This is a genomic window from Croceicoccus hydrothermalis (assembly GCF_022378335.1).
Lineage (GTDB): Bacteria > Pseudomonadota > Alphaproteobacteria > Sphingomonadales > Sphingomonadaceae > Croceicoccus > Croceicoccus hydrothermalis.
In genome coordinates this window covers 1-24,054 of record NZ_JAIQCI010000029.1, presented here as the reverse complement: position 1 = coordinate 24,054, position 24,054 = coordinate 1, and the positions used below count along the sequence as shown (strand labels likewise).

Sequence of the window (24,054 nt, the reverse complement as noted above, 5' to 3'; positions counted from 1 at the left end):
CGGGTCAGCGCCGGCGGGAGCGCCGAGCCATCGATCGTGGTTTCCAGTCTCATCGAAAAATCCCCCCCGCGCCGAGGCGCATCGCAATGGCGAACAGCAGCAGGGCAAGAATACCGCGCACCGTCCAATCGATCACGGCCTTCCACGCGCTGCGCTTCGCATCGCGCCAGGCCCGCAGCAATTCACGCAATTCGGCAAGGTCGCCATGCGCGGTCGCATCGTCGAGACCCATGCGGGTCAACACGCGCGCCGCGCCAAGCTCGCTCGCTTCTTCCACCACAGCGCGCATGGTCACCAGATCGCCGCCCGTGTCCTCTGCCTGCGCGATGAGCCGGGCAAGCATGTCTTCACGGTTCATTTGGTACCGTCCTTTCCGGGCGTGCCCCTCTCTTCCGCCGATGCGCGCGGCGGCAGGCCCAGCATCGCGCGCTTTTCATCCTCGCTCAGGAAATCGGCGTCGTTGACCTGGCTCCACAGCTTCTCCCGATCTTCGGAAAGCGCCGGCACCCGGTCGAGATCGACCCGGAGCGAAACGTCCGGCCACCAGGCGACCAGGGCCTCGTTCAAGGCATCGAGAATCTTCTTCGCCAGCGGCAACAGGGTCAGCCGCCATAGCGCGCGATTGGCCTCGCGATAGTTGGAGTATGTGTTGTCCCCCGGAAGCCCAAGCAGCATCGGAGGCACGCCGAATGCCAGCGCAATGTCGCGCGCGGCCGAAGATTTCAGCGTGGCGAAATCCATGTCCGCGGGCGACATCGACAGGCTCTGCCATTTCAGCCCGCCTTCGAGCAGCATGGGCCGTCCGGCATTGCCGCTGCCCTGGAATGCACTGGCGAGTTCCGCCTTCAACCGCTCGAACTGTTCCGAGGTCAGCGTCGACCCGTCTCCCGCATCGTACACCATCGCCCCGGACGGCCTTGCCGCGTTTTCGAGCAGCATCCGGTTCCAGCGTGCCGCCGCATTGTGAATGGCAACCGATTGATGCGCCGCCGAAAGGCTGCCTGCGCCGTAATGATCGTCGCCGGGGTGGAACGTGCGGATATGCACGACATTGGGATGCTGCGTGTCATCCTCCACCGGGAGCGTCACGAGGTTTTCGCCGACCCGATAGCGCCACGACCGCGGCCAGCCATCCGGGCCGGGATCGACCGTCATGCGTTCGGGGCGCAACGCGAACAGTTCGCAAGGCGTGCCGGTGGCATCCTTGATGATCTGCACGTAGCCATTGCCATGCAGCAGAACCTGCGCCGCCAGCGTTTCGAGCAGGGACTGCCCCGCGCTGGTCGCGGCGACGAGTTTCATCACCGTCTCGTCTGTCTGCACCAGCGGGGTGCTCGCGACACCTTCGGCCACCATGCGCACGGCGCGCTGCGCGACCGGATTGTCCAGAAACGCCGAGCTTACCGAGTTGCGGTATTCGTAGGGCGCGGCCCCCGGACCCGCATCGGCAAAAAGCCAAGGCGAGGCGAAGGGCGGCGCCAATGGCGGACGCGCGGCCGGGGCGGCCTTGAAGGCCGCGCCCAGCGTTTCGAGAAATGACATAAAAGGCTCCTATTGCACCCAGATCCGCGGGCGTCCGGATGGATTCAGCATCAATTCGGTCAGCGCCCAGACCAACGCATCCGCCCTGTCGGGCGACCGGCCCGGGCCGTGATATTCGCCCCCGGACACCAGCGCGCACATTTCGTCTTCGACTTCGGCGAACACGCCCTGGTGCCGGACCCGCCCCGCTTCGTAGAGCGCGGCAACAGGTTCGGCGCGGGCGACCTTGCCGCGGCTGGCATGGACCAGCTTGATCGGCAGGTTCACATCGGCGGCGCGCATGACGCTTTCCACCATCGCGCCGCCCTGATTGGCTTCGGCGACGACGCGGTCCGCGTTCCACATGCGCGCCGCCCCCGCCGCCGCCCGCGCCCATTGTTCGGGCGTGGGCTTGACGACGGAACAATCGGCCAGGATGCGTGCGATGCCGTCGGTGCCCAATCCGGCAACGACAATACCGCACGCATCGCCTTTCGCACTCGCCGGCGGATCGACGCCGACGACCACGCGCTCCATGGCGGCTCCCGCCGTCTCGCGGCAGTTTTCGAGCATGTCGCGGGTCCACAAGGCGCCCTCGACATCCTCGAGCAACACACCTTCGAGCTCTTGCCGCCCGATGGCGCTGCGCCCGAAATCGGCGCGAATATCCTTGAGAAAGCGGGCCGGAAGATTGGCCGCGTTCTCATAGCTCGTGCCCCGCGTGACGATGGTTTCGCCCGTCGTCTCGCCGGCCATCAAGCGTTTTAGCAATTCGACGGATTTGGGCGTGGTCGTCGCCAGCACCTGCGGACATTCGCCAAGGCGAAGACCGAGCATCAGATTGTCCCACGCCCGCGTCGCACGCTCGCCAGCAATTTCCCACTTCGCGATCTCGTCGCACCATGCATGGCTGTGTTGCGGACCGCGCAAACCTTCGGGTTCCGCGGCGGAATAGAGCCACGCCTGCGCCCCTGTCGGCCAGGTCAGCCGGCGGAGCGAGGGTTCGAAAACGGGGCGGCTATGGGGAGGGGATGTGGCCAGTATTCCACTTTCCCCTTCCACCATCACCGCCCGCGTCTCCGCCAGCGACGCCCCCACAAGCGCGATACGCGCCTCCGGGTTGCGGCGGACGACCATGCGGACCAATTCCGCCCCCGCGCGGGTCTTTCCGAACCCGCGCCCCGCGCAGATGAGCCACGTCCGCCAGTCTCCCGGCGGCGGCAATTGTTCGGGTCTCGCCCAAAGTTCCCAGTGCCAGCGCAGCTCCTCCCGCTCCGCATCGTCGAACAGGTCGAGGACGGCGAGCCGGTCCTTCGCGGGAAGTGTGAGCAGCCAGTTGAGCCTGTCGGCGAGCCTCATCCGTGATCGGACGGCGAAATGTTGCCACTTTGTTCGCCATCATTTCCCAGCAGTTCGTTGGCGGCGCGCATCCGTTCGCGCATCCGGTCCAGCTTGGCGTTGATCGAGGCCAGCGTCGCTTCCTCGTCCTTCTGATCGCGAAGGGCGCGAGCCTTGCCGACCGATTGGCGATGCGCGGCGAGCAGGCGCAGCGCATTGGCGTTGTCGAACCGGCGTTTCTTGCGCGTCTTGGCGTCGCCACCTTCGAGTTCGCCCGCCCGAAGCCGGTGCAGCAGATCCATTTCCATGGCATCGTATCCATCGCACAAGGCATCGAACCATTCGCGGGCGAAGGCGGCTTCGGTGCGGCGAACGCGATAGACGGTGCTGACATCGACACCTGCGGCGCGGGCAGACAGTGCCACATTCGACGATTGCGACAGCTTTTCGAGAAAAGCCGGGCGCCAGTCCTTTGCCGGACCCGACGCGTTGTCCTGGTTTGCCTTGGGCATGGCGTTCTCCGATGTTGCTGACATCGCTTGAACGTCGACGCCATCCCCTCGGCGCCGACTCGGTCTATCGCGATGTTCCTCTTACCTAACCAAAAAGCGTGACGATGTCAATACAAAAGTGCCATATAGGTTACAAATGGTTGTATTCGCTCTGTCGCTCACGCTTGATATTGCCTAAGGCAACGCGTCACTGGGGAGATTGACGAACGATGCGCCTGCTCCGCGATCTTTATGAATGGACGGTTGAAAGGGCCCGACATCGCCATGCCGAGCGCTGGCTCGCGCTGATCTCCTTCATGGAATCGAGCTTTTTTCCGATTCCGCCGCACCCCTTGCTGGGCCTGATGTGCCTTTCCCGGCCTGAGCGGGCCATCCGCTATGCCGCGATTACGACGGCGGCTTCGGTGATCGGGGCGCTGTTCGGCTATGCGATCGGCTATTTTCTCTACGAGCTGATCGGGCAGGCGTTGCTCGGCGCGCTGGGTCTTGCCGACAAGTTTCCGATCGCGGCGTGCTATCTTCGCGAAAAGGACTGGGAGATCATTCTTGTCGCCGGATCAACGCCGGTGCCCTTCAAACTGCTGACGATCACCGCGGGCTTCATCGAAATGGCGCTCGTTCCCTTCGTGCTGGCAAGCATCGCGGGAAGGGCGCTGATCTTCATGACGGTCGGTGTGCTGTTCCGCGTCTTTGGTGCACCGATCAAGCGGTTCATCGACAAATATCTGGGGCTGCTCACCACCGTATTCATCGTGCTTCTGGTCGGCGGCTTCGCCATGCTGTCCTTCATTGGCGGGGACGGGGAAAACCCGGCCGATGCCTGCGAAGCGGCGACCAGCGTACAGCGCAGCGACGCTCCATGAACGCCGCCGGGCGGGCCGGGATCAGAGGATCCCGACCGCCTTGCCCGCCGCTTCGAACATGGCGAGGATCTGCTCTACCTGTTCCTCGGAATGTTCCGCACACAGCGAGCAGCGCAGCAATGTCATGTTCGCCGGCGTTGCCGGGGGCCGGGCAAGATTGACGTAAAGCCCTTCGCGCAACAGCGCCTCCCACATGGCCGCGCCCTGCTCCAGATCGGGCATGATCACCGCGATGATCGCGCTTTGCGGTGCATCGGTGCCGAGGGTAAAGCCAAGCTTTTGCAGACCGAGGTGCAGACGCCGCGAATTGGTCCACAGATGCTCGCGCTTCTCGCCCGCATGCATGAGCTTGCGGATCGAGGTCGTGGCCGTAGCGACCACGGACGGAGGCAGGCTCGCGGTGAAGACATAGGGCCGGCAGACGAGGCGCATGATCTCGAACTTGGGATGGTTGGAGACACAAAAACCGCCAACCGTGCCCACGCTTTTTGAAAACGTGCCGATGATGAAATCGACATCGTCGATGACGCCCGCCGCCTCCGCGACCCCGCGCCCATTCGCACCGATGAACCCCATCGAATGCGCTTCGTCGACCAGTACCATCGCGCCGTGTTTCTTCGCGACGGCGACCATTTCCTGAAGCGGCGCGACGTCGCCCAGCATGGAATAGACCCCCTCGAGAATGACGAGCTTGCCCGCGTCTTCGGGAATACGCCTCAACCGCTTTTCCATGGCGTCGATGTCATTGTGCTTGAACGGCACCACCTCGGCCTGTCCCATCGCGCACCCGTCCCAGATCGACGCATGCGAATCGATATCGAGCACGACGTAATCGCCCTTGCCCGCGATGGTCGAAATAATACCGAGATTCGCCTGATACCCGGTGGAGAACACCATGGCATGATCCATGGCGTAGAATTCGCGCAGCGCATCCTCGCACTCGCGATGCCCGCTATATGTGCCGTTCAAAACGCGGCTGCCGGTGGTGCCCGACCCGAAATCGTCCAGCGCGGTCTTGCCCGCCTCGATCACGTCGGGATCGAAGGTCATGCCCATGTAATTATAGGTGCCGAGCAGGATCGTTTCCCGCCCGTTGCAGATCGCCGTCACCGGCGAAAGCACACGCTCCATCACCAGGCTGAACGGATCAGTCACCCCGGTATCGAGCAGTTCGCGACGCTGCTTCATCAACGGATCGAACTTGCTGAACAGGTCGGCGACCGCGCCCTCCGGCTCCGCGGGGGGCTGGGGCTTGTGCGGCTGTGCACTCGCTTCGGTCATGGGATTACCCTTCGCGCAGCTTGGCCACGGCATCGACCAGCTGGCCGTAATTCTCGATCTCGGCCTGCTGGTTCATGCTGATGATGATGTCGAATTCATCCTCCACCGCGGCGACGAAATCCATGACGGTCAGGCTGTCCCATTCCAGATCGTTGGCAAAGCTGGTGCTCTCGGTGATCTCGACGTTCTTCTTGTTGAACGGCTCGATCAGCGTATCGATGCGGGCCTTGGTATCTTCGCGGTCCATGGCGTGGACAATCTCCGGCAAACTGCGTCTGGCCGATGGGCAAAGCGGGGCGCGGCGCCGCTGTCAAGCTTCGCGGCGATCCAGAACGCGTGCGGACAGGGTTCAGAATCTCCTTCGGGTGCGGCCGGGACGCGGCTTCAGGCTACGACACACCCCTGCAACAAGCGGGTGACGGCCGCCATGAACGCCGCGATCGAAACGGGCTTCGCCAGATATCCTTCCGCGCCCGCGACACGGATCCGCTCCTCGTCACCCTTTCCGGCATAGGCGGTCACCGCCAAGACCGGCACAGCCGCGAGCCGCGTATCGCTGCGCATCGCCTCGATAAGTGAAATACCCGATAATTCGGGAAGCTGTATGTCCATGACGACCAGATCGGGTGCGAAGGCGGCGGCGCGCTCGATGAAATCATTGCCGTCCGCATTGGGTTCGACGACAAAGCCATGCGCGACCAGAAGATCGCAGAAAAGCTTGCGATTTAGATCGTTGTCCTCGACAACGAACACCCTTTTCGTCACATCGGTCCCCCTTGCGTGGTATGCGCCGATCGCGATGATCGTTCGCACCGAAAATGAACCACAGATGAACCTTTGGCAATGATTGATCCGAATTTAAACCAAGACAATGCCGAAACGACGGCGCTGCTCGCGCTTTCGTGGGTTCTTTCGGACGATGGGCGGGCGGAACGGCTGCTTTCGCTCACCGGCCTGACGCCGGATTCCCTGCGCGAGGGGTTGCGGGAACCCGGCGTGCAGCTCGCCGTTCTCGATTTTCTTGCCAATCACGAAAGCGATCTTCTGGCCGCGGCGGATGCGTTGCAATGCGAACCGGGGCGCATCATCGCGGCACGCCATGCCTTGGGTGGAAGGAATTACGAATGAGCAAGCCGCTGGTCATCACCGATTGCGACGAGGTGCTGCTGCGCATGGTCGTGCATTTTCGTGACTGGCTGGACGAGGCGCACGATGTCGAATTCGACCTGTCGCGCGGATTTCTGGACGGCATGCGGCGGCGTGGCAGCGACCTCGCGCTGGAGCAGGAAGAGATGTGGCGCTTGCTGAACGGGTTTTTCGACACCGAAATGCACCGGCAGGACGAGGTGCCCGGCGCCATCGCCGCCATGCACGCCCTGGCCGAGCAGGCGGAGGTCGTCGTGCTGACCAATCTCAACGATTTTCGCGCCGATGCCCGGACGCGGCAATTGCGCGATCTCGGTCTCGACGTTCCGGTTTACACCAATCAGGGGCCCAAAGGTCCGGCGCTCATGAGGATCATGGCCGAGCACGGCGAGCACCGGCGCGCATTCTTCATCGACGACCTGTCGGTCCACCACAACTCGGTGGCCAAACTTGCGCCGAACGTGACGCGCCTGCATTTCGTGGGCGAACCGGGTGTCGCCGCCCATGTCGATTGCGCGTTCGAGGCGGGCGACGCCCATGCGCGGATCGACGAATGGGATGCGGCGCTGCCCTGGCTACTCGATCGTTTTGAAAAGGAAAACGCATGACCGAAACTGAAATCGAGGCACGGCTGGCCAAGCTCGGCATCGTCCTTCCCGAAGCGGCCGCCGCCGTCGCAAGCTATGTTCCGGCGGTCGAGGCCGCTGGCATGCTGCATATTTCGGGACAGCTTCCCTTCGTGAACGGCGAAATCGTCAAGGGGCGGCTCGGCGAATCGCTTTCTCTCGACGAAGGCGTGGCCGCGGCGCGTGCGTGCGGCATCATGATCCTTGCGCAGGCGAAAAAGGCGCTGGGCGCGCTCGACAGGATCGAACGCGTCGTCAAACTCGGCGCTTTCGTCAATTCCACGCCCGATTTCGCGGATCAGCCGAAGGTCGCCAACGGCGCGTCCGAATTGATGTTCGACGTTCTGGGTGAAGCCGGGCGCCATGCCCGCAGCGCGGTGGGCGTACCCGTCCTGCCGCTGGGCGCCGGGGTCGAAATCGACGCTATTCTGCAGATACGCGCCGGCTGAACCCATGGCGACGCGGGCGGATTTTCGCTGGCTCGGCGAATGGCGCTATGCCCATCGCGGCCTGCATGGGGACGGCTGTCCCGAAAACTCCCGCGCCGCGATCGAGGCGGCCGTCGCACGCGGCTATGGCATCGAATGCGATGTACAGGCGAGCCGCGACGGCCACGCCATGGTCTTTCACGACTGGACGCTGGAGCGACTGACCGAAAGCGTCGGTGCCTTGCGCGATTTCGACGCCGCGGGGCTGGAGCCGATCGGCCTGCGCGGTGGCGGCACGTTATGGCGCTTGGAAACATTGCTGCGCCGGGTCGCGGGGCGCGTTCCAGTGCTGATCGAGATCAAGTCGCACCGGACCATGCCGTCGCAAGGCCTGTGCCGATCGGTAGCGAAGGCGCTGCGCCATTATCGAGGGAAAGCCGCCATCATGAGCTTCGATCGCGATATCGTCCGCTGGTTCGCGGATGTCGTACCGAATCGTCCGCGGGGGCTTGTGACGGGGCGCCGTGAATATCGCGAATCGGGCGGCGTATTTGCCTTTCGCACCGCACGGTCGCTTGCAATCACGCGGTCGAGACCCGACTTCCTTGCCTGTGACATTCGCGACCTTCCCGACCCCTTCATCGCCCGGCAAAGGGCGCGCGGCATGATTGCGCTCACCTGGACGGTTCGCACGAAGAAGCAGCGTAAGCTCGCAAAACGCAGTTGCGACGCGCCCATCGCGGAAGGCAAGGGCATCGCGTGAGTGGGAGCGCGACCATACGATTGAACGGTTCGGTAGGGGCGCTCGATGCAGCGGCGTGGGATGCGCTGAACCATGATGGCAATCCGTTCACCAGCCATCGCTTCCTCACCCTGCTCGAACAATCGGGCAGCGTCGGCGGCCATAGCGGCTGGACCCCCTTGCCATTGACACTTCATGCAGGAGAAGCGTCCGATGCCCCGATATTGGGCGCCGCACCCGCCTATCTGAAGACGCATAGCCAGGGCGAATATGTGTTCGATCACGGATGGGCCGATGCATGGGAACGCGCAGGCGGATCCTACTATCCCAAGTTGCAGATCGCCGTCCCGTTCACGCCCGCCACCGGGCCGCGTGTCCTTGCCGCGGACGACGATGTCGCCTTCACGCTCCTCGCTGCGGTCGAACGGCTTTGCGAGAGCGAAGGGCTGTCATCCGCGCATGCGACCTTCGTCGCTCCTGCGCAGCATGCGCTTTTCGAACGGGCCGGCTGGCTGCTGCGTCACGATATTCAGTTTCACTGGACCAATCGCGGTTACGCCGATTTCGACGCGTTTCTCGATTCGCTCGCCTCCCGAAAACGCAAGGCGATCCGCAAGGAACGCGCACGCGCTGTCGAAGGGCTCGAAATACGCGACCTGACGGGTGATGACATCCGACCGGAGCATTGGGACGCGTTCTGGCAATTTTACCAGGATACGGGGGCGCGGAAATGGGGCACGCCCTATCTCACGCGGGAGGCGTTCGACCTGATCGGCGCCTACATGGCAGAGGAGGTGCTCCTGCTGCTGGCATTCGAGGATGGGACGCCGGTGGCCGGTGCGCTCAATTTCATCGGGCCGGACGCGTTGTACGGCCGCTACTGGGGCGCGCTCGTCGACAAGCCCTTCCTGCATTTCGAGCTTTGCTATTACCGCGCGATCGATGCCGCCATCGCACGCGGGCTTTCCCGGGTCGAGGCAGGCGCGCAAGGCTCGCACAAGCTGGCGCGGGGATACGAACCGGTACGCACCACATCGGCGCATTTCATACCGAACCCCGATTTTCGGCGCGCCGTCGCGGATTTTCTGCGCCGGGAAAGCGAAGGCATCGACGCGAGCAAATCCGCCCTTCAGGACCTCGCCCCGTTCAGGCGCGGCTAGCCGGTCGGAGCCTTACGCGGCGCGTTTCATCATCGTGGCCATATGCGCGCGGGCCCGGCGTTGTGCTTCGCCGATTTCACGGCTGCTCATTTCCTCGGCGATCTCGGAACGGCTTATCGCCGCTTCTTCATGGCCAGTTGCCGCCGCGATGTTGAACCATTTGTGCGCCTCGACCAGGTCGCGCGGTGCACCGTTGGAGCCGGTCGAAAACACGACGCCCAGATCGAACAAGGCATTGTTGTCGCCCGCCCAATAGGCGGTCAGACATTGGTCCACCACCACGGCGACACCCGGGCCGCGGCCGCCGATGTGCGAAACGACAGCCGTATCGTCCGGTTCGAATTGATTGCAATATGCCATGCCGTCAGCCCCTTGTAAAACAGCTCCAAACCTTCCCGCCACCCCGTGGGCGGCGATAGGGACAAGCTTGCGCATGCGCATCAAGAATAGGTTAACGCGGGCTCGTTGCATGGGCTCTACTCCGGCAAAACGCTTTGTTACGCCCTGCGATTTAGGCGGCTGGCATTGCCGCGGCGTGACGGTATTTCACTTTCGCGACCGAAATGGATGGATTTCTCGGCGTTCGGGAAAGCTTAAGGCATACTGGGCTAGGCGCTCGGCCATCAGCGTGCTTGTGCGCGGTATTGCTTGTAACTATAGCGCCGCGCCATGGGGAAGGCCGGGGCCACGCGCCCGGCCGGTGTCGCGATGGCGAGGAATGTGAAATGGACGGGGTTGGATCGGAACTGGACGTATTGGCCAAGGCGCGCCGCAAGGTTGAGGGCGATTACGTCCCGAGCGCGGACGAGCCATACATGAACGAGGATCAGCAGGAATTTTTTCGCAGCCTGCTGACCGAATGGAAAAATTCGATTTTCAGCGCATCGGCCGGCACGTTGCAGCAATTGCAGGACGGTCCCTTGCGCGAACCCGATCTTAACGATCGCGCGTCGAGCGAGACCGATTGGGGCATCGAATTGCGCACCCGCGACCGGCAGCGAAAGCTGATCGCCAAGATCGATTCGGCCCTGCGCCGCATCGACGAGGGCGAATACGGTTATTGCGAGGTGACGGGCGATCCCATCGGCATAGGCCGTCTGATCGCGCGCCCGGTCGCGACCATGACGGTGGAGGCGCAGGAAGCGCACGAGCGGCGCGAGAAGATTTCCCGCGACGACTGAACCGGCGTGGTCATATGGGCGCGGCGGCGACTGTGCCTGTTTGGGACAGCGGGAAGGCAGGATGCGCTGTGCACTGGTTTCCCGCTGCTTTAAATTTACCTTAACCTTTTCGCGTGAGTGTCGTGAGCGGCACCTCTTTTCAAGCCGCGGGCACGGACGGCTGCATTCGGGATAGGTACATGACACAAGGTGACAGCACCCAGATGACCGCCAAGGGCGTCAATTCCCGGCGTCATGAGCGCGAATCGCTGTTCCTCGTGACGGAGGTGCGGCTTGAACGCGACGGTGCACCCTATCGCGTGAAACTGCGCAATATCTCCGATGCGGGCACCCTTGCCGAAGGGGCGATGCGCGTGACGCGCGGACAGGCGATCTGGGTGACGCTGCCGCGGATCGGCTGGGTCGCGGGACAGGTTGCGTGGTCCGCCGGAGATCGCTGCGGCATTGCGTTCGATACTGAAATCGATTCGTCGCTTGTGCAGTTTCCCATCGGCGAAAGCGAACCCGCCCCGCGCGAAGGCGCGCTCGGCAACGTCTCGCCAAGCTGACCCTTTCAACTCGGCGCGTGCATCGCATGCGTGCATTTGGCTGCTGACCGGTGGGGGGCGTGCTGTTACGATGGCGCGATGAATCTTCCCTCCGCACGCATTCCCGCGTTTCTTTTCCATGCCGTGCCCGCGATGGTTCTTTGCACCGCGCTGGCCGCGTGCGGGGCCGACAGGGACGGCATGCTCGACATCGCGATCGTGGGCGGGCGCGATGCGACATTGTCCGACACGCGCGGCCTGACCGCGGCGGGCGGGATGATACGCGCCGCCACGCACGACGGTCTTGTCAGCTTTGACGCAGAGGGGTTGATACAGCCCGGTCTTGCCGAACGCTGGATCGTGACGGATGACGGGCTGAGCTATATTTTCCGGCTCGGGGAACGGCCCGGCCCGGGGGGAGCCGACACCGAACGCGCCCGCGACGCCGAAGCCGTGGCCGATGCGCTGCGCAAGGCCATCGCCGCGCAGGACGGCACGGCTTTCGGTCTCGACCTTGCCATCATCGAGGAGGTCGTCGCACGCACCGGCCGCGTTATCGAGATTCGCCTGACCGCGCCTAATCCCGAATTCTTGAATCTCATGGCACAGCCGCAATTGTCGCTCGCCGATATTTCCGCCACGGACAAAGGGCTGTCGCTGGACGAAAAGCGGGACATGCTCGTGCTCGATGGGGCGCGCCGCCGTGCGGAGGACGGTACCGAGGAGCAGGCGCGCCCGCTCAATCTCCTCATCGCCGAGCCGGAGCGGGCGGTTTCCATCTTTCAGGCGGGGCGCGCCAATGTCATGCTCGGCGGGGCCATCGATGCCTTGCCGCATGTCGAACTTGGCGGCCTGCTTCAAGGCGCCATCCGGCTCGACCCGGTGGTCGGCCTGTTCGGGCTGTCCATCGCGCGGCGGGAGGACGGCTTTCTCTCGCTCTCCGCCAATCGCGAGGCTCTCGCCATGGCGATCGATCGCAACGGATTGATCCTGCCCTTCGGAATCGCGGGCGGCTGGGTGCCGACCACGCGGCTCGTCCCGCCCGGTCTGCCCGGCGATACCGGCATGGTGACCGAGCGGTGGGACGGGATCGCGTTCGAGGAAAGGCAGGCCGTCGCCGCAGGCCAGGTCGCGCGCTGGCGTGCATCGGGACAGCCGCGGCCGGCCGTGAGCGTGGCGCTGCCGCCGGGGCGGGGCGGAGAGATCCTGTTTGAACAATTGCGAAGCGATCTTGCCGATGTGGGGATCGCCTTGCGCATGGCAGATGATGCGGATGCCGACCTCCGCCTGATCGATGAGGTCGCCGATTACGACCGTGCGGACTGGTATCTCAACCGCTTCAACTGCACGGTGACCGACGCGTTGTGTTCTAAGGAGGCCGATGCGCTCGTCGCCGCGTCACGAACGGAACCGGATCCGGCCATCCGCGCTCTCCTGCTCGCCAATGCGGAGGCGTTGCTAAGCGCGCAGAATGTTTTCGTGCCGTTCGGCCCGCCGGTGCGTTTCTCGCTTGTGCGCGGCGGCCTCGAAGGGTTTGCCGTCAATCGCTGGGGCGTGCACCCCTTGTCGGCGCTGTCGCGCGGCCCCAGTTAACACCCATGACCGACGATCGCCCGATGCCGCCCCATGATCCGCCCGCCGTCGGGAGGCCCACTCCCTATGACGAGGGCACCGGTGCCGACCGGCCCGGACGGGCGGAGCGCATGCGGATGGAGATGCCGGGGCTCGGCACCGATGCAGCCTCGGTGCTGAAACGCGTGGAGGCTTTGGAGCGCATTCTCGAGCGTAGCTTTACCGTGCCGGGGATGAACCGGCCGGTCGGACTGGACGCCATTCTCGGGCTCATCCCGGTGTTCGGCGATCTGATGGCCGCCGCGATGGGCAGCTATATCCTTTGGGAGGCGCGCAATCTCGGCATTCCGAAATGGAAGATATGGCGCATGGCGGGTAATATCGGGATCGATACGGCGCTGGGCGCGGTGCCGCTGGTCGGCGACGCATTCGATTTCTTCTACCGTTCGAATACGAAGAACCTGCGCATCATCCGCCGCCACCTCGAAAAGCATCATCCCGAGCTGAAGACGATCGACGGTTGAGGCGGGCAAGCCGCGATCAGAAATCGATCGCGACGCCATCCTTTTCCCAGTCGCCGAAACGCGTCGGGTCGGGGCGCTCCGCATCCTCGTGGCGCGAACCGGGGCCAGGTTCCGGCGCGGGTTCGTCGGTCCAGTAATCGGGCTTGCGAAATGGTTCGGGCGGCCGGGCCGCTTTTGTCTTGCGATCGGTCATTCCGGCAATATGGGCATGGGCGGGCCTGCGTGCAATGCGCGGTTAAAGCGAAAGATCATTGCCAGCCTTGCCGCGCACGGCGATAGGCAACGGCCATGACCGATACCACCGGATTGCCCGCCCGCCGCGCCGCGTTGCGCATGCTCGACGCCGTGTTCCGCCGCGGGGAGACGCTCGACAATGCTGCGTTTTCGGCAACGCGCAACCTGCGCAATGCCGATGCGGGGCTGGCGCTTGCCATCGCGGCGGAGGTCTTGCGCTGGACCGCCGATCTCGACGCCGCCATCGACAGCGCCACGCGGCAGCCTCTCCCCGAGGATGCGAAGGCGCGCATGGTGCTGCGCATGATGCTGGCTCAGGCATGGCGGCTGGACAGCGCGCCCCATGCGGTGATCGCAACCGGTCTGCCCCTGCTCGAAGGTGGGCCGCGGCGGCTGGCGCATGGTGTGTTTTCGGCCCTGTTGAAGGGGGAGGGACGCCTGCCCGAATCGCCCACCCTGCCGGAACGGGTGCGGGCGCGCTGGACCGCGGCGTGGCCGGACCGGGTGGGGGCGATCGGTGCCGCATTGTCGGAGCCGCCGCCGCTCGATCTTACCCTCGCCGCTGCCGACGATACGCAGATATGGGCCGAACGGCTGGACGCCGCCGTGCTGGCGCCGGGGCGGCTGCGGCTTGCCCGCGGGCAGGCGGTCGAGACATTGCCGGGATACGGCGATGGCGCGTGGTGGGTGCAGGATTTCGCCGCATCGCTGCCCGCGCATCTGCTCGGAGCCGGGGAGGGGCGGCGCGTGCTCGACCTGTGTGCGGCGCCGGGGGGCAAGACCATGCAGCTTGCCGCCAATGGCTGGCAGGTCACGGCGCTCGACATTTCGGACCGGCGCTTGAAACGGCTGGAGCGCAATCTGGCGCGCACGGGGCTTGGCGCCGATGTGGTGAAGGCCAATGCGCTCGACTGGGAGCCTGATGCCCGTTTCGATGCGATACTGCTCGACGCGCCATGCAGTGCGACGGGCACGTGCCGCCGTCATCCCGACGTGCTGCACCGCGTGGGCGCGAATCAGATCGCGGACCTTGCCGAATTGCAGGCGGCTCTTCTCACCCGCGCGACTGGCTGGCTCAAACCTGCGGGACGGATGATCTACGCCGTCTGCTCGCTCGAACCGGAGGAAGGCGAGGCGCAGGCCCATGCCTCGACCCTCCCGACCGATGCCATCGCGCCCGGCGAATTGCCCGCCGGATTACGGCCGACCGCAGAAGGCTGGCTCCGTACCGATCCGGGCATGATGGCGGGAACCGGCGCGATGGGGGGCGGCATGGACGGGTTTTTCATCGCCCGCTTCGCCGCCCCCTGATCACAGGCCCGACCCCGGTGGCTCAGGCTGGGCTCTTCGCCTTCACGCTATTGGCGTAGCTCTTGCGCAATTTGGCGAGCTTGGGCGGGATGGTCGCCATGCAATAGGGATTGCGCTGCCCTTCGCCTTCCCAGTATTCCTGATGGTAATCTTCCGCCGGGTACCATTTGGTCGGTTCCTCGATCGTGGTTACGATCTTCTCCGAATGATCGGCCTGCGCGCGTTCGATGGCGGCGCGCGCCTCGGTTTCCTGCTCGTCATCCAGCGGGAATATGGCGGAGCGATATTGCGTGCCGACATCGTTGCCCTGCCGGTTGAGCTGCGTCGGGTCATGCGTGCCGAGGAAGATGTCGTAGATTTGCGCAAGGCCGATCGTGTCGGTGTCGAATGTCACGCGGATCGCCTCGGCATGGCCGGTCTTGCCCGAACACACTTCGCGATAGGTCGGGTCGGCGGTGTCGCCCCCGATATACCCGCTTTCCACCTCGCTCACGCCGATGACATCGTTGAACACCGCCTCCGTGCACCAGAAGCACCCGCCCGCGATGATTGCCTGTTGTTCTGCCATATCGTCAGTCTCCTTTGACCGCAGAGATAGGAACGCGCGCGCACGAATGCCAGCATGCACGAAGGATGGCGCTTGCCTTGCCGCATGGCGGGCCTACTCTGCGCCATCGCAACGATTGCCGAACCATTGAGGGAAGGGAAACCCGATGAAGAGCCTGTCCACGACAATGCTGCTTGCCGCCGCGCCGCTCGCGCTGCTGACGGCGCCCGCGATGGCGGACCATCATGGGAAGGGCACGATGGCTGCCGCCGCCGCCGACCCCGCGATGAAGGCGGCCTTGTCCGCCCCCGTCCGGGCGGAGGACAGCGCGCGCGACCCCTATCGCCATCACGCCCAAACGCTCGCGTTCTTTGACGTAAAGCCGGGGATGACGGTGATCGATTACATGCCTGCCGGCGGATGGTACACGCGGGTGCTGGCCCCATATCTGGGAGCGGAGGGGCGCTATATCGGCCTCACCCCCTATGCGAGCAATTCCGATAACGAACGCTTTGCCGAATATTTCGCCGGCCTGCCGGGCAAGTTTGCCGAAAGCGCGCCGGGATGGAATCTTTCAGGTGCGCCGATGACGGCCATGGCATCGGATGACGAGGCGCTCGATGCTTATGAAGGCAAGGTGGATCGCGCGCTGATCTTCCGCGAAATGCACAATCTGCACCGGTCGGGCGTCCTTCATGGGGAGCTGGTCCGGATCCGCGAATTGCTCGCCGACGATGGGATGCTGGGTATCGTGCAGCACCGGGCAAAGCCGTGGGCGCCTGCGTCCTACACCGACGGCAACATGGGCTATCTGCGGCAGCAGGACGTGATCGCGCTGGTCGAGGCGCATGGTTTCGACCTTGTCGCGACGAGCGAGATCAACGCCAACGCGCGCGATACGGCCGATCATCCCAAGGGGGTCTGGGAACTGGCCCCAAGCTTTGCGTCAGAGCGTCAGGCAGAGCTTGGCCCCATTGGGGAGAGCGACCGCATGACCTTGCTGTTCCGCAAGCGTCCGTGATGCAATCGCGGCGGTGGTGGACTTCGCCCGCGCGGGTTCATATTTGAGGGCGCATGACACAGATCACCGTCGCCGCATTGCAATGCACGCTCGCCTCCCATGACGAGCAGGACAATATCGCCAGGATTTCCGCGCTGGTTGAGGATGCCGCCACCAAGGGGGCGCAAATCGTCCTGCCGCCCGAACTGTTTTCCGGCCCCTACTTTTGCCGGGAGGAGGACGAGGCGCTTTTCGCGCTCGCCCGCCCCACGGCGGAGCACCCCTCGGTCATCGCCATGCGCGCGCTCGCCCGGACGCTGAAAATCGCGATCCCGACCAGCTTTTTCGAGCGGGATGGCCACCATTATTACAATACGCTGGCCATGATCGACGCCGATGGCGACATCATGGGCACCTATCGCAAGAGCCATATTCCCGACGGACCGGGGTACGAGGAAAAATACTATTTCCGGCCCGGCAATAGCGGGTTCAAGGTATGGGACCTGTTCGGCACGCGCATCGGTGTCGGCATATGCTGGGACCAGTGGTATCCGGAAACCGCGCGGGCCATGGCGTTGATGGGGGCGGAAATCCTGTTCTACCCGACCGCTATCGGGTCCGAACCCTATGACGCCGATCTCGACACCAGCCGCATGTGGCGCCGCGCGATGATCGGCCATGCGGTGTCCAATTGCATGCCGGTCATCGCCGCCAACCGCATCGGCCGCGAAGGCGAGCAGCAGACGTTCTACGGCCACAGCTTCATCTGCGACGAATGGGGCGACATGCTGGCCGATTTCGGGCGCGAGGAAAGCGGCGCGCTGACCGCCACGCTCGACCTTTCGCGGGCGGCACGGCACCGGGCCGGCATGGGATTTTTCCGCGACCGCCGGCCCGAGCTTTACCGGCGGCTTGCCGAGGATGTCTGAGCCGCCCTGGCGCTATCTCGTGGCGCTGGGCAGCAATGTGAGGCATCCCGCCATGGGCGCACCGCCGCGCGTCGTCGTGGCCGCGATGGCGCGGCTGGACACGGGCGGGACGCGGGTGATCGCGCGGTCCCGTATCATGGCTAGCGATCCGGTCGGCCCTTCGCTGCGCCGCTATGCCAATGCCGCGGTGGTGGTGGAAACCGCGCTCGACCCGCCGGCATTGCTGAGCCTGTTGCATGGGATCGAACGGGATTTCGGACGGCGCAGGGTCGGGCAAAAATGGCGCGCACGCACGCTCGACCTCGATATCGTGCTGTGGTCCGGGGGGCGTTGGAACGACCGGCGGCTGACCATTCCGCATGCGCAATTCCGGGGGCGTGATTTCGTGCTGCGGCCCGCCTGCGCTATTGCGCGGGACTGGCGCGATCCGGTGTCGGGGTTGTCGGTCGGCCATCTTTGCGCAAGAGTTTTGAAGCAAGCGTCTTGACCCACGCGCCGCGCCTGCGTAACTGCGCCGCATGGTCGGGCCCTTAGCTCAGTCGGTAGAGCAACTGACTTTTAATCAGTAGGTCGCTGGTTCGAACCCAGCAGGGCTCACCATCCTCTCTATCGCTATCGTTCACGGATCGTTGGTAATAGCGCCGTTGACCAAGCCGCGCGCGGCCTTTTGTCCGGCACGTTGTGGAGGTAAAGCCGGCCCATGCCCTGCCCAAACCCTGAAACGAGCGAACCGGCCGTGAAAGCGTTGTGAGATGCAGGACGACGACTGTTACATCGCGATCGACTGGGGAACGACCAATCGTCGCATCTATCTGATCGATCAGGGCGGTCATGTTCTTCGCACCCGGCAGGACGACAAGGGCGTATTGTCCATGGGCGCGGAATGGGACGACGAAATCCTCGCGATCCGTGCCGAGTTCGGAGATCTGCCCATCCTGGCAGGTGGCATGGTCGGATCGACCAAGGGGTGGTGCGACGTACCCTATGTCGGCGTGCCGGCCGGGCTGGACACCCTTGCATACGGGGTGGTGAGCCCGATTTCCGGCGTCGTGCTCATACCGGGTATCGCGGTTGACGGTCGCGACCGGGTGGATGTGATGCGGGGCGAGGAGATTCAGCTTCTGGGCGCGATCGGTGCCGGATATGCCCCGTTCGATGCCTATTTCTGCCAGCCGGGCACGCATTGCAAATGGGTCCATGCGCAAGAGGGGCGCATTGTCGATTTCACGACCGCCATGACGGGGGAGTTGTTTGCCTTGCTGCAGGCAGAGGGTATCCTCTCCGATACCCTGCGCGCTCCGGTAACGGCTGGCGAAGCGTTTCGCGACGGTGTACGACGGGGCCTGGGCGCCTGCGATCTTGCGGCTGCCCTGTTCGAAGTACGCTCCCGGCAACTTTTCGGCCGCCTTGAACAAGAGGACGCCGCATCCTTTGCCAGCGGGATCCTGATCGGCGCCGACGTCGGATCGCGCACACTCGCCGCAGGCCAGGACATTCATGTCATAGCGGAGGGCGCGCTCGCAAAACTCTATGGCATGGCGATCAAGGTGACGGGCGCGCGCGCCAAGGCGGTCGATGGCGATGCCGCCTTCGTCGCCGGTATCCGCGAAATGAGGAAAAGACTGGCATGAACGTTCCGGCATTCGCAGATGCATTCGAACAATGCCCGCTGGTCGCGATCCTGCGCGGTGTGACCCCGGCGGATGCGCCGCTCATCGGCGAAGCCCTGATCGAGGCGGGGATCACGATCCTCGAAGTTCCGCTTAATTCGCCGGACCCTCTTCAGAGCATTGCGCTTCTTGCGCGCCAGCTGAAAGGCAGCGCGGTGGTAGGCGCGGGCACCGTGCTACGGCGCGACGATGTAAAGGCGGTGGCCGATGCGGGCGGCACGCTGATCGTTTCGCCCAATACCGATCCCGAGGTGATCCGCGCGAGCGTGGCCTTGGGGCTTGTGTCCGCGCCAGGCTATTTCACCATGAGCGAGGGTTTCGCCGCGTTGCAAGCAGGCGCGCATGCGCTCAAGCTGTTTCCCGCGGAACCGGCAGGTCCGGCCATGCTGAAGGCCCACCGCGCCGTTCTGCCCGACACCGCCTGCATAATCGCGGTCGGCGGTATTGAGGCGGATAATCTGCCGGCCTGGCAGGCTGCGGGCGCGGACGGCTTCGGTCTCGGCTCCGGGCTCTATAAACCCGGAAAAAGCGCAGAGGCGGTGCATTCGGACGCGCGGCGGTACGTGCGCGCCCTTGCAAAGCCGACCTGATCGGCGGTCGAGGCGTTTGCAAAAAGAGTGGCTTTGCTGAAATGCGGCGGGAGGATCAGGGTAAATCGGCGTCTGGTTTCGACAATTTTCTATCGAGGCCGGGATGATGGAGAGCTTGGCGGAGATGGCGCATTCCAGGCCCCGCATTGGGAATGGCTATGGCGGTGCAATTACTGTCGAGCGCGATGGCAATGTGCTCGTAAAACGTACGCCAAAGAAATCATCGGCGGGCGATGCAACCTTAACGGCGAGTGCTTGCCGCTCCACGCCTATCACGAGATCCACGCCGCGCCGCTCGATACACATTGATTGGCGAGCAATATCGGCATTCTGCCGATTGTCTCCGGGATGAACACAGGCCTGCTGCGTATGGTAGCTGCTTTCGCAAAAGCGGATGCAACGTGCTTTAAAAATTAAAGCACGGCAATTTGAACGAAAACTATGCCAGAATATACGCACCGAACGGCGAAGACCGTTGATCGAACTCTGATATTATCGGGCTAATTTTACATTCAGGAAACGTTGGATGCATTCCATGCAATGAATTTTTCCGCCCGGCTTTCATCTTGAAAGCATGCGATCCTGCTTTCGCTCATTAATCATGGTTCGACCCGACCCGGTCGCCGTAACCAAGAATTCCGATCCGGCTGGCAGCTGCGAAGCTGGGGAGGAAAGCGTAGACCCGGTTGCGCGCTCTGAAATGACGAGTTCGACGACCCAATTTTCGTCGGATAGGTTGATAAGAGGACATGCAAAAAGCGGTAGCCACCCGCTTCGCTAAGGAAGATCGATACCCATTGAACTGACTACAGCACAAATCTTCTTGCGCCGATGTCGCTGTTTATGGTCGTGGACGTTCGCCCAAATCTTTCGTGTGCGTTGGGAAAAGCACACCATCTCTTCCAAGTCACTGAAAAGATGGTGGGCGCGGCAAGGATTGAACTTGCGACCCCACCCGTGTGAAGGGTGGGATTAACGGGAATCTGCGCTTTCTTGAAAATAGAAAAGGCAATAAAAACAAGGCTTGATGCCCGTCGGTGTTCGCCGCTGCCCGCCTATCTTTTTCATGTTTTTTCATGGATTTTGCGATACCGATGGTGGATGCCAGATTTGAGCCGTATCGGAGAGCGTGAGAAGCTGAAGCCAAGAGCGGGCGATGAACCGCATTGGCATCGTTTGCGCCAAGGCGTTTACCTGGGCTATCGACCGTCGAGGAAGACGGCAGGTGGCACGTGGTTCGCCCGGTTCTACGACGCCGATACCAATCGCAACAAGCGTAAGCGGTTGGACGATTACGGCACGCTGTCAGGTCACGATGTCTTCAAGCAGGCCAAGATCGACGCGGAGGCATGGGCTGCAACTGTCGAGTCCGGCGGTGAACTTGCCCGCGACATGGTGACTGTGAAGGATGCCTGCGAAGCCTATCTGAAGGAAAAGCCCAATTCGATCGCAGAGGGTGTTTTCCGCCGTCATGTCTATGACGATCCCATTGCCAAAGTGAAACTCGACAAGTTGCGGAACCATCATCTTCGCAGCTGGCGCGCGCGGCTTGAGAAGGCGCCAGCGATGCTATCCCGTAGCAAGTCGGGAGAAAAGCGCTGGAAGGATCGCGCGAAGTCGACCGTCAATCGAGATATGTCTCCTTTGCGCGCTGCTTTAGGCCGAGTTCTGACATTAGGACCGCCGAACACAGATGCTGCATGGCAGGAGGCGCTTACCCCCTATAAGGGTGCCGACAAGCTTCGCGGGCTGTATCTCGATAAAGCCGAGCGGAAGCGATTGATTGATGCGACGGGAGATGAGGCAAAGCCTTTCGTGAAGGGTCTTTGCATGCTGCCACTTCGGCCCGGCGCGCTCGCAAAGCTCACCGGGGGTGACTTCGATGAACGCACCCGGTCCTTGATCATCGGCTACGACAAGAACGACAACCCGCGACAAATATCACTCCCACCCATAATCGCTGGCTTCTTCGCTGAGCAGGTGAAAAACAAACGACCGACCGCATACATTTTCTCTCAGCCCGGAAATGAACCTTGGCATAAGGATGCGTGGAAACACCCGATCAAGGAAGCTGTCGTGGCCGCTGGACTGCCGGGCGCTGCATCTGCCTATACGATCCGGCATAGCGTTATCACGGACCTCGTGCGTGCTCGATTGCCGATCCTTACAGTCGCCCAATTGGCAGGCACCGGCGTGACTATGATTGAGAAGCACTATGGGCATCTGGTTCGAGACGACGCCGAGGATGCTCTGGCAACATTAGCCCTCTAAATTGCAAGTGGGGGATGAGCGATGCCATTGGCAATCTAGAATGGACGGGGAGAGATAATTCGAACCTCCAAGCCTTGCCTCCTAGCATACTTGGCTCTGCAGAAAATGACGTGCCCCCGGCTTTCCTTGCTGGGATTAGATCCCGGTCGCTTTGTTGCGCATGAGCCCGGTTGAAGCAACGGGGCTGCGTTGCGGGGCCCATAGGGCGTATCGAGGCAGGCCATTGCTTGTCCAGTTTGGCGGCGAACGCCGCCGGGTTCTCGTAGTCGGCGTAGCCAATTCCCAGTCATTTCTCCCAGAGCGATTCATTCGCCAGTTCGTTCTTCGCTTACTTCAGGCATCGACGCTAACTGCTCGGCGGCAACGCCTTCGGACAGCGACAGAACAGAGTGAAGGAACAGCGCGTTCAGCGAGCAAATGGTCTCTGGCCATCCAACATCGACTTTGGCCGATAAGCGGTGATATCACTGCGGATTGCTCGTCTGATTTTCAATGAAGTGCGACGTCGAACCCCAAGCTGTGGTGTGTCAAATGAAGGGTGAAGGATACCGCATTAGTGTCTAGAATGGATGGATAGAGCGGCGGTAAGGGGGCCCGATTGCGGACCTCCACCAAGGTGAAAAGCACGAGAACGAGGCCGCCGCCTAACGGTCGGACCTCAAATATGTGATCGAGTTCTCGTGGATGTAAGCTTCGTTCGAGCGTCCTCGATATTTTGGTGATGCCGATCCGATTCAGTCACATTTCTCGCGGCAATACGATTTGACACGACCATGTCAAGAAGGCCTCCCCCATAGGAACTCTAATCCAGGTTAGAGCGGATACCTCGGTGTCGGGCAACTAACTCCTACTGCCGATTGCCAAGGGCGTCCGGCCAACTCACCAGGGGGGTAAAAGAATTGGGCGAGTCCTACGAATATAGCTGTGTTTCACTGGAAAAGGACGCTATTCCACTCGTCGTAGATCTTGACGGTAGCCTTGTCCAAACAGACCTCCTCTACGAGTCCTTCTTCGGAACAGTAGCAATCGGTCTCAGAGGCATTTTGGAAACTATCGGATCTTTAAGGAAGGGTAAGGCAGCTTTAAAGAGATCTCTAGCGAATAGTTGTGAGATCGACTATTCGACCTTGCCTTACAATAAAGACATTCTGGCGCTCGTGCGCGAAGCGCGTCATGCGGGGCGCCCGACTTGTCTCGCAACCGCCGCCGATCATAAGCACGCTCATGGTATTGCAAGCCATCTCGAATTATTCGATAGCGTTCTTGCCTCCGATGGAAAATCTAACCTTAGCGCATCGCAAAAAGCGGAGGCGCTTTCAAGCAAGTTCGGAGAAGGCAACTTCGACTACGTTGGTAATAGCGCGGACGATCTCCATGTCTGGCGCAAAGCGCGCCATGCATACATCGTTGGTCAATCTGCAGGCCTTTCACGGAAACTATCACCTCGTCGTGGTAAAACGCATATTGTGGGAAGCAAAGTTCGGCGGTTCCCGTCGTGGATCAAAGCTCTTCGGGTCCATCAGTATTCGAAGAATTTGCTCATATTCGTTCCACTATTTGCCGCCCAGCTATGGACATTGAGTGCGTTCGTAAATGCGACGCTAGCATTTGTCTCATTCTCTTTGTGCGCGTCTGCGATTTATATATTTAACGATTTGCTTGATTTGAAATCTGATCGGTCTCATCCCAGTAAGAAGTCACGTCCCTTGGCTTCTGGCGCAGTTCCGATAGCACAAGCACCGGTAGTCGCTTTCTGCTTACTGATGGCTGGGATGGCTATTGGCGCTTTTCTAGGATGGCAGTTCATTGTCGTTCTTGCCGGATACATATTTTTAACGACTGCCTATTCGCTATATCTCAAACGTCGCATGCTGGTTGACGTCGTCGCTTTAGCGCTTCTTTACACGACACGGATCTTTGCTGGAGCCGCAGCCGTGGATGTGACGATCTCCCAATGGCTTCTCGGTTTCTCCATGTTCGTCTTTGTCTCCCTTGCTTTAACCCGTCCTATTCATGAGGCTACCGCTTCGTGTTGTTCGGACGGCGATGTGGCGGTGCCTGATTGATCAAGGCGCACGCCT

General features: G+C 62.3%; 28 protein-coding genes, 1 tRNA gene and 1 pseudogene. 19 read left to right on the top strand and 11 right to left on the bottom strand.

The features are described 5' to 3' along the window. Nucleotides 1–49 precede the first annotated feature (49 nt). The 4 genes from K4G67_RS14330 to K4G67_RS14315 are packed head-to-tail and all read right to left on the bottom strand — an operon-like array spanning nucleotide 50 to nucleotide 3,371. Nucleotides 50–358, bottom strand: coding sequence for a DUF6127 family protein (locus K4G67_RS14330; RefSeq protein WP_239807008.1), 309 nt, complete (start codon nucleotides 356–358; stop codon nucleotides 50–52). Beyond that, nucleotides 355–1,542, bottom strand: coding sequence for a phage portal protein (locus K4G67_RS14325; protein WP_239807007.1), 1,188 nt, complete (start codon nucleotides 1,540–1,542; stop codon nucleotides 355–357). Before K4G67_RS14325 ends, K4G67_RS14330 begins: the two co-directional genes overlap by 4 nt. 9 nt (nucleotides 1,543–1,551) lie before the next feature. After that, a complete protein-coding gene (locus K4G67_RS14320) occupies nucleotides 1,552–2,880 on the bottom strand; it encodes a DNA-packaging protein (RefSeq protein WP_239807006.1) in 1,329 nt (442 codons plus the stop codon). Beyond that, nucleotides 2,877–3,371, bottom strand: a complete 495-nt coding sequence (locus tag K4G67_RS14315; protein WP_239807005.1) for a hypothetical protein — start codon at nucleotides 3,369–3,371, stop codon at nucleotides 2,877–2,879. Before K4G67_RS14315 ends, K4G67_RS14320 begins: the two co-directional genes overlap by 4 nt. Nucleotides 3,372–3,586: 215 nt before the next feature. Between K4G67_RS14315 and K4G67_RS14310 the strand changes: the two genes are divergently transcribed. Then, the gene (locus K4G67_RS14310) at nucleotides 3,587–4,234 is read left to right on the top strand and encodes a YqaA family protein (protein WP_239807039.1); all 648 of its coding nucleotides are present in this window, start codon (nucleotides 3,587–3,589) and stop codon (nucleotides 4,232–4,234) included. Between the two features lie 21 nt (nucleotides 4,235–4,255). Here the strand turns inward: K4G67_RS14310 and spt are convergent, their stop codons facing one another. The 3 genes from spt to K4G67_RS14295 form a co-directional block, all read right to left on the bottom strand. Continuing rightward, on the bottom strand, nucleotides 4,256–5,515 hold the full coding sequence (spt, locus tag K4G67_RS14305; RefSeq protein ID WP_239807004.1) for a serine palmitoyltransferase: 1,260 nt from the start codon (nucleotides 5,513–5,515) through the stop codon (nucleotides 4,256–4,258). Between the two features lie 4 nt (nucleotides 5,516–5,519). Further along, nucleotides 5,520–5,762 carry an acyl carrier protein gene (locus K4G67_RS14300; RefSeq protein ID WP_202086253.1) on the bottom strand — a complete coding sequence of 81 codons (243 nt, stop codon included), beginning with the start codon at nucleotides 5,760–5,762 and terminating at the stop codon, nucleotides 5,520–5,522. 137 nt (nucleotides 5,763–5,899) lie between these two features. After that, a complete protein-coding gene (locus tag K4G67_RS14295) occupies nucleotides 5,900–6,280 on the bottom strand; it encodes a response regulator (RefSeq protein WP_239807003.1) in 381 nt (126 codons plus the stop codon). 78 nt (nucleotides 6,281–6,358) lie between these two features. Here K4G67_RS14295 and K4G67_RS14290 point away from each other — a divergent pair, with 78 nt between their 5' ends. The 5 genes from K4G67_RS14290 to K4G67_RS14270 are packed head-to-tail and all read left to right on the top strand — an operon-like array spanning nucleotide 6,359 to nucleotide 9,617. Further along, a complete protein-coding gene (locus K4G67_RS14290) occupies nucleotides 6,359–6,643 on the top strand; it encodes a DUF3572 domain-containing protein (protein ID WP_239807002.1) in 285 nt (94 codons plus the stop codon). Continuing rightward, nucleotides 6,640–7,269 (top strand): HAD family hydrolase, encoded by a 630-nt coding sequence (locus K4G67_RS14285; protein ID WP_239807001.1) that lies wholly within the window; start codon nucleotides 6,640–6,642, stop codon nucleotides 7,267–7,269. The genes K4G67_RS14290 and K4G67_RS14285 overlap by 4 nt, the downstream gene beginning before the upstream one ends. Continuing rightward, a complete protein-coding gene (locus K4G67_RS14280; protein ID WP_239807000.1) occupies nucleotides 7,266–7,736 on the top strand; it encodes a RidA family protein in 471 nt (156 codons plus the stop codon). The genes K4G67_RS14285 and K4G67_RS14280 overlap by 4 nt, the downstream gene beginning before the upstream one ends. Before the next feature lie 4 nt (nucleotides 7,737–7,740). After that, nucleotides 7,741–8,478: a glycerophosphodiester phosphodiesterase family protein gene (locus K4G67_RS14275; protein ID WP_239806999.1), complete on the top strand. Its 738-nt coding sequence runs from the start codon at nucleotides 7,741–7,743 to the stop codon at nucleotides 8,476–8,478. Between the two features lie 20 nt (nucleotides 8,479–8,498). After that, complete coding sequence (locus K4G67_RS14270) at nucleotides 8,499–9,617, top strand: GNAT family N-acetyltransferase (RefSeq protein ID WP_275588912.1); 1,119 nt, start codon at nucleotides 8,499–8,501, stop codon at nucleotides 9,615–9,617. A gap of 12 nt (nucleotides 9,618–9,629) precedes the next feature. On the opposite strand, the gene K4G67_RS14265 is transcribed toward K4G67_RS14270, so the two are convergent. After that, on the bottom strand, nucleotides 9,630–9,977 hold the full coding sequence (locus tag K4G67_RS14265) for an SEL1-like repeat protein (protein ID WP_239806997.1): 348 nt from the start codon (nucleotides 9,975–9,977) through the stop codon (nucleotides 9,630–9,632). A gap of 365 nt (nucleotides 9,978–10,342) precedes the next feature. Here K4G67_RS14265 and dksA point away from each other — a divergent pair, with 365 nt between their 5' ends. From dksA to K4G67_RS14245, 4 genes are all read left to right on the top strand, one after another. Then, entirely contained in the window at nucleotides 10,343–10,798 is a 456-nt protein-coding gene (gene dksA / locus K4G67_RS14260) for an RNA polymerase-binding protein DksA (RefSeq protein ID WP_239806996.1), read from the top strand. A gap of 179 nt (nucleotides 10,799–10,977) precedes the next feature. After that, a complete protein-coding gene (locus K4G67_RS14255; protein ID WP_239806995.1) occupies nucleotides 10,978–11,346 on the top strand; it encodes a PilZ domain-containing protein in 369 nt (122 codons plus the stop codon). Nucleotides 11,347–11,376: 30 nt separating this feature from the next. Next, entirely contained in the window at nucleotides 11,377–12,918 is a 1,542-nt protein-coding gene (locus tag K4G67_RS14250; RefSeq protein ID WP_239806994.1) for an ABC transporter substrate-binding protein, read from the top strand. Between the two features lie 110 nt (nucleotides 12,919–13,028). Then, complete coding sequence (locus K4G67_RS14245) at nucleotides 13,029–13,421, top strand: DUF4112 domain-containing protein (RefSeq protein WP_239807038.1); 393 nt, start codon at nucleotides 13,029–13,031, stop codon at nucleotides 13,419–13,421. Between the two features lie 16 nt (nucleotides 13,422–13,437). On the opposite strand, the gene K4G67_RS14240 is transcribed toward K4G67_RS14245, so the two are convergent. Beyond that, a complete protein-coding gene (locus K4G67_RS14240) occupies nucleotides 13,438–13,614 on the bottom strand; it encodes a DUF1674 domain-containing protein (RefSeq protein WP_239806993.1) in 177 nt (58 codons plus the stop codon). 95 nt (nucleotides 13,615–13,709) lie between these two features. Between K4G67_RS14240 and K4G67_RS14235 the strand changes: the two genes are divergently transcribed. After that, a complete protein-coding gene (locus K4G67_RS14235; RefSeq protein WP_239806992.1) occupies nucleotides 13,710–14,966 on the top strand; it encodes an RsmB/NOP family class I SAM-dependent RNA methyltransferase in 1,257 nt (418 codons plus the stop codon). Nucleotides 14,967–14,988: 22 nt separating this feature from the next. On the opposite strand, the gene msrA is transcribed toward K4G67_RS14235, so the two are convergent. Further along, nucleotides 14,989–15,534, bottom strand: a complete 546-nt coding sequence (gene msrA / locus K4G67_RS14230; RefSeq protein WP_239806991.1) for a peptide-methionine (S)-S-oxide reductase MsrA — start codon at nucleotides 15,532–15,534, stop codon at nucleotides 14,989–14,991. A 145-nt stretch (nucleotides 15,535–15,679) separates the two neighbouring features. On the opposite strand from msrA, the gene K4G67_RS14225 reads away from it, so the two are divergent. From K4G67_RS14225 to K4G67_RS14195, 7 genes are all read left to right on the top strand, one after another. Next, the gene (locus K4G67_RS14225) at nucleotides 15,680–16,534 is read left to right on the top strand and encodes a class I SAM-dependent methyltransferase (RefSeq protein WP_239806990.1); all 855 of its coding nucleotides are present in this window, start codon (nucleotides 15,680–15,682) and stop codon (nucleotides 16,532–16,534) included. A 53-nt stretch (nucleotides 16,535–16,587) separates the two neighbouring features. After that, the gene (gene aguB / locus K4G67_RS14220) at nucleotides 16,588–17,442 is read left to right on the top strand and encodes an N-carbamoylputrescine amidase (protein WP_239806989.1); all 855 of its coding nucleotides are present in this window, start codon (nucleotides 16,588–16,590) and stop codon (nucleotides 17,440–17,442) included. After that, complete coding sequence (gene folK, locus K4G67_RS14215) at nucleotides 17,435–17,929, top strand: 2-amino-4-hydroxy-6-hydroxymethyldihydropteridine diphosphokinase (protein ID WP_239806988.1); 495 nt, start codon at nucleotides 17,435–17,437, stop codon at nucleotides 17,927–17,929. The genes aguB and folK overlap by 8 nt, the downstream gene beginning before the upstream one ends. A gap of 37 nt (nucleotides 17,930–17,966) precedes the next feature. Then, nucleotides 17,967–18,042, top strand: a tRNA-Lys gene (locus K4G67_RS14210). 152 nt (nucleotides 18,043–18,194) lie between these two features. After that, on the top strand, nucleotides 18,195–19,073 hold the full coding sequence (locus K4G67_RS14205) for a 2-dehydro-3-deoxygalactonokinase (protein WP_239806987.1): 879 nt from the start codon (nucleotides 18,195–18,197) through the stop codon (nucleotides 19,071–19,073). After that, complete coding sequence (locus K4G67_RS14200; RefSeq protein ID WP_239806986.1) at nucleotides 19,070–19,702, top strand: 2-dehydro-3-deoxy-6-phosphogalactonate aldolase; 633 nt, start codon at nucleotides 19,070–19,072, stop codon at nucleotides 19,700–19,702. The genes K4G67_RS14205 and K4G67_RS14200 overlap by 4 nt, the downstream gene beginning before the upstream one ends. Before the next feature lie 993 nt (nucleotides 19,703–20,695). Then, a complete protein-coding gene (locus tag K4G67_RS14195) occupies nucleotides 20,696–21,973 on the top strand; it encodes a tyrosine-type recombinase/integrase (protein WP_239806985.1) in 1,278 nt (425 codons plus the stop codon). Nucleotides 21,974–22,108: 135 nt separating this feature from the next. On the opposite strand, the pseudogene K4G67_RS17795 reads toward K4G67_RS14195, so the two are convergent. Then, nucleotides 22,109–22,238, bottom strand: a pseudogene (locus K4G67_RS17795) (IS3 family transposase); the annotation flags it as partial. A gap of 634 nt (nucleotides 22,239–22,872) precedes the next feature. Between K4G67_RS17795 and K4G67_RS14190 the strand changes: the two are divergent. Further along, nucleotides 22,873–24,039, top strand: coding sequence for a UbiA family prenyltransferase (locus tag K4G67_RS14190; protein WP_239806984.1), 1,167 nt, complete (start codon nucleotides 22,873–22,875; stop codon nucleotides 24,037–24,039). Nucleotides 24,040–24,054 lie beyond the last annotated feature (15 nt).